At 73.8% G+C, this 13,808-nt stretch carries 9 protein-coding genes and 1 riboswitch; of the genes, 5 read left to right on the forward strand and 4 right to left on the reverse strand.

All coding sequences use genetic code 11. The annotated features are described in order from the left end of the window. Positions 1–61 precede the first annotated feature (61 nt). Positions 62–2,323, forward strand: coding sequence for an ATP-binding protein (locus tag IMZ35_RS19400; RefSeq protein WP_199442528.1), 2,262 nt, complete (start codon positions 62–64; stop codon positions 2,321–2,323). A 559-nt stretch (positions 2,324–2,882) separates the two neighbouring features. Here the strand turns inward: IMZ35_RS19400 and cobN are convergent. Beyond that, positions 2,883–6,488, reverse strand: a complete 3,606-nt coding sequence (gene cobN / locus IMZ35_RS19405; RefSeq protein ID WP_199442529.1) for a cobaltochelatase subunit CobN — start codon at positions 6,486–6,488, stop codon at positions 2,883–2,885. 57 nt (positions 6,489–6,545) lie between these two features. Then, a riboswitch (cobalamin riboswitch) is annotated at positions 6,546–6,668 on the reverse strand. Positions 6,669–6,744: 76 nt separating this feature from the next. On the opposite strand from cobN, the gene IMZ35_RS19410 reads away from it, so the two are divergent. Genes IMZ35_RS19410 through IMZ35_RS19420 form a run of 3 tightly spaced genes read left to right on the forward strand, consistent with a single transcriptional unit; the run spans position 6,745 to position 9,958 of the window. Then, positions 6,745–7,833, forward strand: a complete 1,089-nt coding sequence (locus IMZ35_RS19410) for a ferredoxin-like domain-containing protein (RefSeq protein ID WP_307868402.1) — start codon at positions 6,745–6,747, stop codon at positions 7,831–7,833. After that, positions 7,830–8,456, forward strand: coding sequence for a precorrin-8X methylmutase (locus tag IMZ35_RS19415; protein ID WP_199442530.1), 627 nt, complete (start codon positions 7,830–7,832; stop codon positions 8,454–8,456). The genes IMZ35_RS19410 and IMZ35_RS19415 overlap by 4 nt, the downstream gene beginning before the upstream one ends. Continuing rightward, a complete protein-coding gene (locus IMZ35_RS19420; protein WP_199442531.1) occupies positions 8,453–9,958 on the forward strand; it encodes a precorrin-2 C(20)-methyltransferase in 1,506 nt (501 codons plus the stop codon). Before IMZ35_RS19415 ends, IMZ35_RS19420 begins: the two co-directional genes overlap by 4 nt. On the opposite strand, the gene IMZ35_RS19425 is transcribed toward IMZ35_RS19420, so the two are convergent. Further along, complete coding sequence (locus IMZ35_RS19425; protein ID WP_199442532.1) at positions 9,933–10,688, reverse strand: cobalt-precorrin-6A reductase; 756 nt, start codon at positions 10,686–10,688, stop codon at positions 9,933–9,935. The genes IMZ35_RS19420 and IMZ35_RS19425 overlap by 26 nt on opposite strands. A gap of 17 nt (positions 10,689–10,705) precedes the next feature. Between IMZ35_RS19425 and IMZ35_RS19430 the strand changes: the two genes are divergently transcribed. Next, positions 10,706–11,776: a cobalt-precorrin-5B (C(1))-methyltransferase gene (locus IMZ35_RS19430; RefSeq protein ID WP_199442533.1), complete on the forward strand. Its 1,071-nt coding sequence runs from the start codon at positions 10,706–10,708 to the stop codon at positions 11,774–11,776. A gap of 4 nt (positions 11,777–11,780) precedes the next feature. Here the strand turns inward: IMZ35_RS19430 and cobM are convergent, their stop codons facing one another. After that, a complete protein-coding gene (gene cobM / locus IMZ35_RS19435; protein ID WP_199442534.1) occupies positions 11,781–12,524 on the reverse strand; it encodes a precorrin-4 C(11)-methyltransferase in 744 nt (247 codons plus the stop codon). Then, positions 12,521–13,717: a precorrin-6y C5,15-methyltransferase (decarboxylating) subunit CbiE gene (cbiE, locus tag IMZ35_RS19440; RefSeq protein WP_307868433.1), complete on the reverse strand. Its 1,197-nt coding sequence runs from the start codon at positions 13,715–13,717 to the stop codon at positions 12,521–12,523. Before cbiE ends, cobM begins: the two co-directional genes overlap by 4 nt. Between the last annotated feature and the right edge of the window lie 91 nt (positions 13,718–13,808).

Below are 13,808 nucleotides of genomic sequence, written 5' to 3' on the forward strand. Positions count from 1 at the left end.
GGGTTCTGGGGCCAATACCATCGCGGCTCCGCGACTGGCGCGAGAGCGAACCGGAGGTGGCGTGCCCAGCAGGGACCAGGACGAGCAGAACGTCGAGACGCGCAACGAGAACTCCGGTGTCGCCGACGTGGTGGTACAAGCGGGCAGCATCACCGGTGATGTTCACGTGCACGCCAGGCCGTCCGATCCACGTGCGGGTTCACCGGAACAGCTGCCGTCGACGGCGTTCGGCTTCACAGATCGCGACACCCACCTGGCGTTCTTGGACGACCTCCTGCCGGACCCCGACGACACAGCTGCCGGGAGCAGTCGCATCGCCGTGATCTGCGGAACCGGCGGTGTCGGCAAGAGCGCGCTGGCCACGTGGTGGGCGCATCGAGTTCGTCACCGCTTCCCGGACGGACAGCTCTACGTCAACCTTCGCTCGTACGACCCCGATCGGGAAGTCAGCACGGGCGAGGCGCTGACCGGCTTCCTGCGATCGCTTCAGGTCCCCCACCCCGACATCCCCGGGGAGGTCGACGAACGATCAGCTCGATTTCGGTCGCTCACCGCGCACCGCACGATGCTCGTGTTCGTCGACAACGCGCGGACCGCGGACCAGATCCGTCCCCTCCTGCCCGGATCCTCGTCCTCCTTCGTCGTCGTCACCAGCAGGAACGCCATGCCGGGCCTGGTGTCGCGCGACGGAGCACGACGCGTCGACCTGGACCTGCTCCCCCTTCCGGAAGCCGTGAAGCTCCTGCGCACGCTGATAGGTGACAGGGTCGACGCCGAACCGCAGCACACGGCCGCGCTCGCGGAACACTGCGCACGCCTTCCCCTGGCGCTGCGCGTCGCAGCGGAGATCGTGGCCTCACAAACGCACTCGTCGATCGCGGAACTCGTGAACGACCTCGCGGACGAAGAATCCCGCCTGGACGTTCTGGACACAGACGACGATCCCCACACCGCGATACGAACCGTCTTCTCCTGGTCGTACGGGTACCTGTCCGAAGCGACAGCACGCACGTTCCGGCTGCTGGGTCTCTACTCGGGTCGCACCTTCACCGGTTCGACCGTCGCCGCTCTGGCGGACGTCGACAACGCGAGGGCGCGGCAACTGCTCACCACCCTCACCCGCGTGAATCTCGTGGAGAGAACCCGGGACAGCAGGTACCAGATGCACGACCTGCTGCACGCCTACGCGTCCGAGCTGGCGAACCGCGACGAGACGGAGGCGGATCGGCGAGCCGCACGGGGCAGGTTGTTCGACCACTTCTTGAGCACCGCGGCCACCGCGATCGACCTGCTGGTACCGCACGAGAAGGTTCGGCGACCGGACACCCGGTGGCAGCAGCAGCCGCTCGTCACCTTCCACGACGAGCAGCAGGCGGCGTCCTGGATGAGAGCTGAGCAGGAGAACCTGGTGGCGAGCATCCGCTACGCCGCGTCGCACGGCTGGGACGAGTACGCCAGGGACCTGGCGGCCGTCCTGCACAGACACCTCGACAGCCACGCCGACTTCGAGGTCGCCGCCGAAGTGCACGGCCACGCCGTGACGTGCGCGCGCAGATCGGGAGACGCGGCCGGCCTGAGCAGGGCGTCGCACGACCTGGGCAGCACGCTTCAGCGGCTGGGCCGCTACAGAGCGGCGGTGACGCACCTGACCGAGGCTCTCACCTCGGCAGAACGGGCGGAGGACCAGAACCTGCGAGCACAGGCGCTGAACGACCTCGGTCTCACGCACTGGCTCCTCGGCGAGTACGAGCGGGCGGTCGATCGCATCAGCGAGGCTCTGGTGGTCTACCGCGACGTCGGGGACACCACCGGGCAGGGATCAGCGCTCAACAACCTCGCGGTCGTCCACGGACGCCTGGGCGACCTCGCTCAGGCGGTGAGCTTCGTCGAGCAGTCGCTGAGCATCTTCCACCGGACCGGCGACGTGCCGCGGCAGGGCTACGCGCTCAACGACCTGGCCGTCTTCGAAGCCCGGCTCGACCGGTTCGACGACGCGATGGGGCATCACCGCCAAGCGCTCGACATGGCCGGAGCAACCGGCGACCGCAGCTTGGAAGCAGCAGCGTTGAACGGGATCGGGAACACCCTGCGGGCGACCGGGAACCCGAGCAGTGCCGTCGAACACCACGAGTTGGCGCTGGCGATCTCCGAGCGGGTGAGCGACCGCTACGAGCAGGCGCAGGCCCATCGGGGAATCGCGGAAGCCCGTGAAGCGCTCGGCGAGCCGGACGAGGCCGACGCCGCGTGGCGTTCCGCTCTGACGATCTACCGGGAACTCGACGCTCCAGAAGCGGTGGAGGTGGCGCGGCGCCTGGAGGGGTGAGACAGCTCGCCAGCGACTTCCGCTCACGCGAGCCGGTCCACCAGATCGCTCGTCGCATCGTTCCGTCGCCCTCTCCCGGCAGGACGAGGTGTGACGTGCAGTCGCCGGGAGACGTCGAGCGCGGCGTCGTGACCCGCACCGAGGTGCCGGAGTCGATCGACCGGACGTGGCAGTGCCTCGAACGGGCGTCCACGTCGCGCAGGTGCAGAGCTCGACGTGGTCGGGGCTGCTCACGTCGTGGTGGAGCGTGGTGCGGAGGCTCGCGAGCAGGTCGGCGGCGGCGACGGTGGTGGTGGGCGTGCCGTCGCTGGAGCAGAAGGTGCCGCGATCGACCGGCGCGGAGATCGGCCTTCCCGCTCCCCCGGCCGACGCGTCCCGGCCCGGCGCTCCCGAGTGGTCGATCCGGAGTCGTCCAGGACCCGGTGCGGTTGCGCGGCCGGGGAGCGGCGGGACGCGAAGGTCACCCGCGGGACGACGTTCACCGCGGTCGTGCTGGTCGTGGCGAAGCACGGGTGAGGCGACCGGGTGGGAGGGCGGCGGCCCTCCCACCCGGCACCGCCTACTTCCCGTCCTCCAGGTCGCCCTCGGCCTCCAGGTACACCTGCCGCAGCGCGTCCAGGGTCTCCGGGACCGGGTGCTCCCACATGCCGCGGTCCGCGGCTTCCAGCAGGCGCTCCGAGATGCCGTGCAGGGCCCACGGGTTGGACTCGCGCAAGAACTTCTGGTTCTCCTCGTCCAGCACGTAGCTCGCCGCGAGCTGCTCGTACATCCAGTCGGCCACCACGCCGGTCGTGGCGTCGTAGCCGAACAGGTAGTCCACGGTCGCCGCCAGCTCGAACGCGCCCTTGTAGCCGTGCCTGCGCATGGCGGACAGCCAGCGCGGGTTGACCACGCGGGCGCGGAAGATGCGGGTCGTCTCCTCGTTGAGCGTCCTGGTGCGCACGGCGTCGGGGCGGGTGCTGTCGCCGACGTACGCGGCGGGCGCCCTGCCGGTCAGCGCGCGGACGGTGGCGACCATGCCGCCGTGGTACTGGAAGTAGTCGTCGGAGTCGGCGATGTCGTGCTCGCGGGTGTCGACGTTCTTGGCCGCGACGGCGATGCGCCTGTAGGCGCTCTCCATGTCCGGCCGCGCCTGCACGCCGTCGAGGTCGCGGCCGTAGGCGTACCCGCCCCACACCGCGTAGACCTCGGCGAGGTCGGCGTCGTCGCGCCAGTTGCGGCTGTCGATCAGCGACAGCAGGCCCGCGCCGTACGCGCCGGGCTTGGAGCCGAAGATCCGCATCGTGGCACGCCGGGGGTCGCCGTGCGCCGCGAGGTCCGCCTGCGCGTGCGCGCGCACGAAGTTGGCCGAGTCCGGCTCGTCCAGGCCGGCCACGAGCTGCACGGCGTCGTCGAGCATCGACACGACGTGCGGGAACGCGTCGCGGAAGAAGCCGCTGATCCGCACGGTCACGTCGATGCGCGGACGGCCCAGCTCCTCCAGCGGGATCGGCTCCAGGCCGGTGACGCGGCGGGACTGGTCGTCCCACACCGGGCGCACGCCCAGCAGCGCCAGCACCTCGGCGATGTCGTCGCCCGCGGTGCGCATGGCCGACGTGCCCCAGACCGACAGCCCGACCGACGGCGGCCACTCGCCGGTGTCGGCACGGTAGCGGGCGAGCAGCGAGTCGGCCATCGCCTGACCGGTCTCCCACGCCAGGCGCGACGGCACCGCCTTGGGGTCCACGGAGTAGAAGTTGCGGCCCGTGGGCAGCACGTTGATCAGGCCGCGCAGCGGTGAGCCGCTGGGACCGGCGGGCACGTAGCCGCCGTCGAGGGCGTGCAGCACCATCGTCATCTCGTCGGTGGTGCGGTTCAGCCTGGGCACGACCTCCGTCGCGCCGAACCGCAGGATCGCGGTGAGCTGCTCGTCGTCGCGGCCCAGCACCGAGCGCACGACCGCCCCGGCCTCGCCGACGTCCCAGCCCGCGTCCTCCATGCCCTGCACGAGGGCGCGCGCGGTCGCCTCCACGCCGTCGACGTCGGTGCGGGACGACGAGCCGTCCTCCACGAGTCCGAGCGCCTCGCGCAGGCCGGGCAGGGCGGCGACGCGGCCGGCCCACATCTGCTTGGCCTGGAGCATGGCGAGCACGAGGTTGACCCGCGCCTCACCGGTCGGGGCCTCGCCCAGCACGTGCAGGCCGTCGCGGATCTGCACGTCCTTGATCTCGCACAGCCAGCCGTCGACGTGCAGGATGAACTCGTCGAACTCCGCGTCGTGCGGGCGGTCCTCCAGGCCGAGGTCGTGGTCGAGCTTGGCGGCCTGGATCAGCGTCCAGATCTGCGCGCGGATCGCCGGGAGCTTCGCCGGGTCCATCGCGGCGATGTTGCCGTGCTCGTCGAGCAGCTGCTCCAGGCGCGCGATGTCGCCGTAGCTGTCGGCGCGCGCCATCGGCGGCACGAGGTGGTCGACGAGCGTGGCGTGCGCGCGGCGCTTGGCCTGGGTGCCCTCGCCGGGGTCGTTGACGAGGAACGGGTAGATCAGGGGCAGGTCGCCGAGAGCGGCGTCCGGTCCGCAGCCCGCCGACATGCCGACGGTCTTGCCCGGCAGCCACTCCAGGTTCCCGTGCTTGCCGACGTGCACGACGGCGTCGGCGCCGAACTCGGCGTCGAGCCAGCGGTACGCGGCGAGGTAGTGGTGGCTCGGCGGCAGGTCGGGGTCGTGGTAGATCGCGATGGGGTTCTCGCCGAACCCGCGCGGCGGCTGCACCATCACCACGACGTTGCCCGCCCGCAGCGCGGCCAGCACGACGTCGCCCTCGGGGTTCGCGGAGCGGTCGACGAACAGCTCGCCGGGGGCCTCGCCCCAGTGCTGCTCCATCTCCTCGCGCGTGTCCTGCGGCAGCGTGGCGTACCACTCGCGGTAGCGGGCGGCGGGCAGGCGCACGGGGTTGCCGGTGATCTGCTCCTCGGTCAGCCAGTCCTGGTCCTGACCGCCCGCGGCGACGAGCGCGTGGATCAGCGCGTCGCCGTCCTGCGCGGCGACGCCGGGCAGCGCGTCCGGTCCGTCCTCGGGGCCGATGTCGTACCCGTTGTCCCGCAACGCCTTCAGCAGTCGCACGACGCTGGCCGGGGTGTCCAGTCCGACGGCGTTGCCGATGCGCGAGTGCTTCGTCGGGTACGCCGACAGCATGATCACCACGCGGCGCTGCGCGGGCGGGACGTGCCGCAGCCGGGCGTGCCGCACGGCGATCCCGGCGGCGCGCAGCGCGCGTTCCGGGTCGGCGACGTAGACGGTGAGACCGTCGGCGTCGACCTCCTTGAAGGAGAAGGGGACCGTGATGATGCGGCCGTCGAACTCGGGGATCGCGACCTGCGTGGCGGTGTCCAGCGGCGAGAGCCCGTCGTCGCTGCCGTCCCACGCCTCGCGGCTGCTGGTCAGGCACAGCGCCTGGAGGATCGGCACGTCCAGCGCGGCGAGCGCGCCCACGTCCCACGCCTCCTCGTCACCACCGGCCGAGGCGGTGGCCGGCTTGGTTCCTCCGGCGGCGAGCACGGTCACGACCAGCGCGTCCGCTTCGCCCAGCGTCTCCAGCAGCGCGGCGTCGGGGGTGCGCAGCGACGAGCAGAACACCGGCAGCGGTCGGCCGCCCTTCGCCTCGATCGCGTCGCACAGGGCGTGCACGAACGCGGTGTTCCCGGCGACGTGGTGCGCCCGGTAGTACAGGACCACCACGACGGGACCGTCCTGCGGCGCGGGGTCGCGCTCCAGCAGGCCCCACGTCGGCGTCTCCGCGGGCGGCTCGAAGCCCAGGCCGGTCAGCAGGACCGTGTCGGACAGGAAGTCGTGCAGCTGCGCCAGGTTGGCCGCGCCGCCCTGCGCGAGGTAGGCGTGCGCCTCCGCGCACACGCCGCCCGGCACCGTGGACAGCTCCATGAGCTGGGCGTCCGGCGCCTGCTCTCCGCCCAGCACGACGACGGGGCGCGGCCCGGCCAGCAGGTGGTCCAGGCCCTCCTCCCACATCCGGCGTCCGCCCAGGATGCGCACCACGACCAGGTCGGCGCCCTCCAGCAGATCGGGGAGGTCGTCCACGCCGAGACGCGCGGGGTTGCCGAGGCGGTAGTCCGCGCCACTGGCGCGCGCCGACAGCAGGTCGGTGTCAGAGGTCGACAACAGCAGGATCACGCGAACGCTCCACTCCCCCGGGGTCCTCGCCCCGAGCCGTAGGACACGGCGTCGCGGAGTGTCCTGGCTCCCGGATCGCCGCCTTCCCCGGCCTTCCCGTCCGGGTCGGACAGTGGCCTCGTCTGGGGTCGGCTCCCCGGTCACAGTGGCGGGACCGCGCCGGACTCCCACCGGCTTCCTCGCTGCGACGTCGTTCGCGGGTGACCCTACCGACAGTCGTCGGCAGCGCAACAAGCCGCCGCGTAGCATCCGCCGGGTGCCAGCCGACGCTTCCGTGCGACGCACGCGCCCGGACGCCTGTCCCGGCGCGCTGGACGTGCACCCGGCGGCCGACGGGGGTCTCGCGCGCGTGCGCGTGCCCGGCGGAACCCTGACGAACGACCAGTTCAGAGCGTTGATCACGGCGGCCGCGGAGCTGGGCGACGGTTCGATCGAGCTGACGTCGCGGGCCAACGCGCAGATCCGCGGGCTCGCGGACGGGGCGCAGTTCCCGCTCGCTCGGCGGCTCGCGGACGCCGGGCTGCTGCCCTCGCTGGAGCACGAGCGCGTGCGCAACGTCATCGCCTCGCCGCTGGGCGACACGCAGCGGACCGTGGACGAGATCGACCGGCGGCTGCGCGCCGATCCCGTGCTGGCCGGACTGCCCGGCCGCTTCCTGATCACCGTCGACGACGGCACGGGCGACGTGAGCGGGCTGCGCGGCGACGTGGGGCTGCACCGCGTCGGCGCCACCGCGGACGCCCTGCTGCTCGCGGGCCGGGACACGGGCCTGCGCGTCGCCGACGGACCCGCGACGGTGATCGCCGCGGCGCGGGCGTTCGCCGAGCTGCGCGGCTCGGCGTGGCGCCTGGCCGAGCTCCAGGACGGGACCACCGCGATCACCGAGCGCCTCGGCGTTCCGGGACGCGAGCGCCTCGCCCTTCCCCCCGCGCCCCCGCCCGCGCCCGGCCGGCACGGCGACCTGCTCGTCGTCGGCGTGCCGCTGGGCCGCCTGGACCAGCGCGCCGCGCACGCCCTGGCCGCGCTGGGCACGACCGTGCGGCTCACGCCGTGGCGCAGCGTCGTGGTGCCCGGCGGCGACCGCGAGGCGCTGCGCCTCGGCGACCTCGTCACCGATCCCGCGTCGCCGTGGCACGGCGTCACCGCCTGCACCGGCCGCCCCGGCTGCGCCAAGTCGCTCTCGGACGTGCGCGGCGACGCCGCCCGCTGGGTGCGCGCCGGGTCGCGGACCGACGACCTCCCCGTCCACTGGGCGGGCTGCGAACGCCGCTGCGGACGCCCCACCGGGCCCGTGGTGGACGTCGTCGCGACCGGCGACGGCTACGACGTGCGGAGGGACCAGTGACCAGCTACATCACCGACGGTGCGGAGATCTACCGCCGGTCGTTCGCGACGATCCGCGCCGAGGCCGACCTGGGCCGCTTCCCCGCCGACGTGGCGCGGGTCGTGGTCCGCATGATCCACGCCTGCGGGATGGTCGACCTCGTCGACGACGTCGCGCACTCGCCCGGCGTGGTGGCGTCGGCGCGCGCGGCGCTGCTGGCCGGAGCGCCGATCCTGTGCGACGCCAACATGGTCGCCGCCGGTGTCACGCGCACGCGGCTGCCCGCGGACAACGAGGTGATCTGCACGCTGCGCGACCCGCGGGTGCCGGAACTGGCCGCACGGATGCAGAACACGCGCAGCGCCGCCGCGCTGGAGCTGTGGCGCGACCGGCTCGACGGGGCCGTGGTCGCGATCGGCAACGCGCCCACGGCGCTGTTCCACCTGCTCGACATGATCGCCGCGGGCGCGCCGAAGCCCGCCGCGGTGCTGGGCGTGCCGGTCGGCTTCATCGGCGCGGCCGAGTCGAAGGACGCGCTGGCGGACAACGACCTCGGCCTGGAGTACCTGGTCGTGCGCGGTCGTCGTGGCGGGAGCGCCATGACCGCGGGCGCCGTCAACGCGATTGCGAGCGAGGAAGAATGAGCACCCCGACAGGCCGCCTCTTCGGTGTGGGGCTGGGCCCCGGCGACCCCGAGCTGATGACCGTGAAGGCGGCCCGGCTCGTCTCGTCGGCCGACGTGATCGCCTTCCACAGCGCGCGGCACGGCCGCAGCATCGCCCGGTCGATCGCCGCGCCGCACCTGCGGGGCGACCAGATCGAGGAGCAGCTGGTCTACCCGGTCACCACCGAGACCTCGACGCACCCCGGCGGCTACCAGGGCGCGATCGACGAGTTCTACGAGGCGTGCGCGGCCCGGCTGGCCGCGCACCTCGACGCGGGCCGCGACGTCGTGGTGCTCGCCGAGGGCGACCCGTTCTTCTACGGCTCCTACATGCACCTGCACAAGCGGCTGGCGCACCGCTACCCCACGCAGGTCGTGCCGGGGGTGACGTCGGTGAGCGCCGCCGCGGCCGAGCTGGGCCGTCCCCTGGTGGAGCGCGACGAGGTGCTGACCGTGCTGCCCGGCACGCTGGACCCCGCGGTGCTGGCGGACCGGCTCGCCGCGACGGACTCCGCCGCCGTGCTGAAGCTGGGCCGCACCTTCGGCGGCGTCCGCGACGCGCTGGAGAAGGCCGGGCGGCTCGACGAGGCGTGGTACGTGGAGCGCGCCACGACCGACGGGCAGCGCACGCTCCCGCTGGCCGACGTGGACCCCGCGACCGTGCCGTACTTCTCCCTCGCGCTGCTGCCGAGCCGCGTGCACTCGCGGGAACGGCCCACCGAGCTGTCCGCGCGCGAGAACGGCGCGGGCGGCGAGGTCGTCGTCGTCGGCCTCGGCCCGGCCGGGCGCGAGTGGCTGACGCCGGAGGCGCAGGAGGCGCTGGCGAGCGCGGACGAGCTGGTGGGCTACACGACCTACCTCGCGCGGGTCGCGCCGAACCCCCGGCAGCGCAGGCACGCCTCGGACAACAGGGTGGAGGCCGAGCGCGCCGCGTTCGCGCTCGACCTCGCCAAGCGCGGATCGCGCGTCGCCGTCGTGTCCTCCGGTGATCCGGGGGTGTTCGCGATGGCCAGCGCCGTGCTGGAGGTGGCGGCGGAGGAGCAGTTCGCCGGGGTGCCGGTGCGCGTGCTGCCCGGTCTCACCGCCGCGCACGCCGTGGCCAGCCGGGTCGGCGCACCGCTGGGGCACGACTACGCCGTGGTGTCGCTGTCCGACCGGCTCAAGCCGTGGGACGTCGTCGCCCGCCGGCTGGACGCCGCCGCCGGGGCCGACCTGGTGCTCGCGATCTACAACCCGGCGTCGCGCAGCCGCACGTGGCAGGTCGACGCGATGCGCGACGTGCTGCTGGCGCACCGCTCGCCGGACACGCCGGTCGTCGTGGGCCGCGACGTGGGCGGACCGGAGGAGTCGGTGCGCGTGGTGCGCCTGGCCGACCTCGACGCGTCCGCGGTGGACATGCGCTGCCTGCTGCTGATCGGCTCGACGCAGACCAGGGTCACGGACAGCGGCGTGGTGTTCACGCCCCGCCGCTATCCGGGATGAGCCGCCGCACCACCTCGTCGACGGTCTCCACGACGTCGGCCCCGTCCGGGAGGGGCGGGCGGCGCACGATCACGACGGGCAGGCCGAGGTGACGTGCCGCGGTGAGCTTCGCGGCCGTCATCGCGCCGCCGCTGTCCTTCGTGACCACGACGTCGATCGCGTGCTCGCGCAGCAGCGCCAGCTCACCGTCCACGGTAAACGGTCCGCGGTCCAGCACCACGTGGAAGCGTCGCGGCACGGGCGGTTCCGGCGCGTCGACGCTGCGAGCGAGGAACCACAGCGGCGAGTCGGCGAACACGGCGACGTCGCCGCGGCCGGTGGTGAGGAACACCCGCTCGCCGAGTCCGGGCAGCGCCGCGGCGGCCTCGGGCAGCGAGCCGACCCACGTCCACCGGTCGCCCGGCTCCTCGCGCCAGCCTGGTCGCCGCAGCACCAGCAGCGGCAGGCCGAGCCGGGCGGTGGCGCGCGCGGCGTTCCCGCTCACGGTCGAGGCGAACGGGTGGGTGGCGTCGACCACAGCGGTCACGTCGTTCGCCAGCAGCCACCCGGCCAGGCCGTCCACGCCCCCGAAGCCGCCGACGCGCACCTCGCCCTCGGGCAGCAGCGGATCGGCGACCCGGCCGGCGAGCGAGGACACGACCCGCGTCCCGGCCTCCCGCAGCGGGGCGAGCCGCGCCGCCAGGCGTCTGGCCTCGCCGGTCCCACCCAGTACCAGCACGGTGTTCTGCACTGCTGCATCCTGACGGCATGAGCACCGCGCTGCGCCACGGGTGGACCACGGGAGCGTGCGCCACCGCCGCGACCACGGCCGCGTGCACGGCGCTGCTCACCGGCTCGTTCCCCGACCCGGTGGAGATCCTGCTGCCGAGGGGGCAGACCCCGGCGTTCGCGCTGGCCCGCGAGGAGTCCGGCGACGGCTGGGCGCGCGCGTCGGTGGTGAAGGACGCGGGCGACGACCCCGACGTCACGCACGGCGCGCTGATCTCCTCGACCGTGCGGCACGGCGAGCCCGGCACCGGCGTGGTGTTCCGCGCCGGACCGGGCGTGGGCACCGTCACGAAGCCGGGGCTGCCGCTGCCGGTGGGCGAACCGGCGATCAACCCGGTGCCGCGGCGGATGATGCGCGAGCACGTCGGACGCGTGGCGGCGGAGCACGGCGGCAGCGGCGACGTGGTGGTGGAGATCTCCGTCGAGAACGGCGAGGAGATCGCGCGCAGCACGTGGAACCCGCGGCTGGGCATCCTGGGCGGACTGTCCGTCCTGGGCACGACGGGCATCGTCGTGCCGTACTCGTGCTCGGCGTGGATCGACAGCATCCGGCGCGGCGTGGACGTGGCGCGGGCGGCGGGCCGCCAGCACGTGGCCGGGTGCACGGGCAGCACGTCGGAGCAGGTGGCCGCCGCGCTGCACGGCCTGCCGGAGGACGCCCTGCTCGACATGGGCGACTTCGCGGGCGCGGTGCTGAAGTACCTGCGCCGCCACCCCGTGCCGAGGCTGACGATCGCCGGTGGCATCGGCAAGCTGTCCAAGCTCGCCGACGGCCACCTCGACCTGCACTCGGGCCGCTCGCAGGTGAACCACGACCTGCTGGCGGCGATCGTGCGGGACGCCGGTGGCACGCCGGAGCTGGTGGAGGCCGTGCGCGGCGCGAACACCGCGCTGGGCGCGCTGCACCTGTGCCAGGAGGCGGCGCTGCCGCTGGGCGACCTGATCGCCGCACGGGCGCGCGACACCGCCGTCGGCGTGCTCCGGGAGGCGCCGGTGGCCGTGGACGTGGTCGTGATCGACCGGGCCGGTGTGATCGTCGGCCGCGCCTGAGGGGTCAGGCGCGGCAGCGGGCCGTGGAGTAGAGGTGGCTGTCGGGGAAGTCGTGCGCCGTGAGGACGTCGCCGACGACGATCACCGCCGTGCGCTTCACCCCGGCCGACTCGACCTGCTCGGCGATGTCGGACAGGGTGCCGCGCAGGATCAGCTCGTCCTCGCGGCTCGCCCGCGCCACCACGGCCACCGGGCAGTCCGGTCCGTAGCCGGGCAGCAGCTCCGCCACGACCTCGGTGATCCGCTGCACGGCCAGGTGCAGCACCATCGTCGACCGGCTGCGGCTCAGCGTCCGCAGGTCCTCGCCCGGTGGCATCGGCGTGGCGCGGGCGGACGTGCGGGTCAGCACCACGGTCTGCCCCACGCCCGGCACGGTCAGCTCGCGCTTGAGCGCCGCGGCCGCGGCGGCGAACGCGGGCACCCCCGGCACCACGTCGTAGGGCACGCCCGCGGCGTCCAGGCGGCGCATCTGCTCGGCCACGGCGCTGAACACCGACGGGTCGCCGGAGTGCAGCCGGGCCACGTCCTGGCCGCGCTCGTGCGCCGCGACGAGTTCGGCGGTGATCTGGTCGAGGTCCAGGTCGGCCGTGTCCACCAGGCGCGCGCCGGGCGGGCAGCTCTCCAGCAGCTCCACGGGCACCAGCGCGCCCGCGTACAGGCACACCGGTGATGCCGCGAGCACGCGCTGACCGCGAACGGTGACGAGGTCGGCCGCACCCGGTCCCGCGCCGATGAAGTGCACGGTCATGAGGTCTCCTTGATCGCTGTCCACGTGGTCACGGGCATGGCCGGTCGCCACCCGGTGAAGCCGCCCACCGGCGACGCCCGCTGCACGGCCACCCGCACCAGGTCGCCGCCCAGACGCCGGTGGCCCTCGGCGACCACCACCTCCGACTCCAGCGTCACGGCGTTGACGACCAGCCGTCCACCGGGCTTCAGCGCGTCCCAGCAGCGCTGCACGAGCCCCGGCGCTGTGACGCCGCCGCCGACGAACACCGCGTCCGGCGGCTCCAGTCCGGCCAGGGCGTCCGGCGCGGTCCCCACCACCACCCGCACCCCCGGCACCCCCAGCGCGTGCGCGTTGCGCGTGATCCGCTCGGCCCGCTCGGCGTGCTGCTCGACGGCGGTGGCCCGGCACGACGGGTGGGTGCGCGCCCACTCCACCGCGACGCTGCCCGCGCCGCCGCCGACGTCCCACAGCAGCTGTCCCGGCACCGGGGCCAGGCGCGACAGCGCGATGGCGCGCACCTCGCGCTTGGTGAGCTGGCCGTCGTTGGCGAAGACCTCGTCGGGCAGGCCGGGCACGCGCGGCAGCAGCGGGCCGCCCCTGCACTCGACCGCGACGACGTTCAGCGGGCCCGCTGAACCGCTCCAACCGGACGCGAGAGTGCTCGTGCGGCGCTCGCCGGGACCGCCGAGCTCCTCCAGGACAGTGACCTCGCTCGCACCCCAGCCGCTCTCCACGAGCAGGCGCGCGACCAGTGCGGGGGTGTCGCCGTCGGCGCTGAGCACCAGCACGCGGCGTCCCGGTTGCACCGCGGCGGCCACCGCGGACACGGGTCGGCCGACCGCGCTGACGACCTCGACGGAGTCCGCGGTCCACCCCATCGCCGCGCACGCGAGGGAGACCGACGAGGGGTGCGGCAGGACGCGCACGCGGTCCGCGCCGAGCAACCGGACGAGGGTGCCGCCGATGCCGTGGAAGAGGGGATCGCCGCTGGCCAGGACGCTGACGGCGCGTCCGCGGCAGGCGTCGAGCAGGCCGGGCAGCGCGGGCAGCAGGGGCGACGGCCACGCCACCCGTTCGGCTGAACTCTCGTCGGGCAGGAGATCGAGCTGGCGGGCTCCGCCCATGATCACCTCGGCGGACAGCAGCGCCCGCCGCGACGTCGGCGAAAGCCCTTCCCAGCCGTCCGCTCCGATGCCGACGACGATCACCACGTCGGCCACGCGATCCTCCACCCGAGACGGTTCCGGCACACCCGGAAGCGTAGGTGAACTGGGCAACGGCCCAGATGTGTGGTTGACTGTC

The organism is Umezawaea beigongshangensis (assembly GCF_016464305.1).
Taxonomy (GTDB): domain Bacteria; phylum Actinomycetota; class Actinomycetes; order Mycobacteriales; family Pseudonocardiaceae; genus Umezawaea_A; species Umezawaea_A beigongshangensis.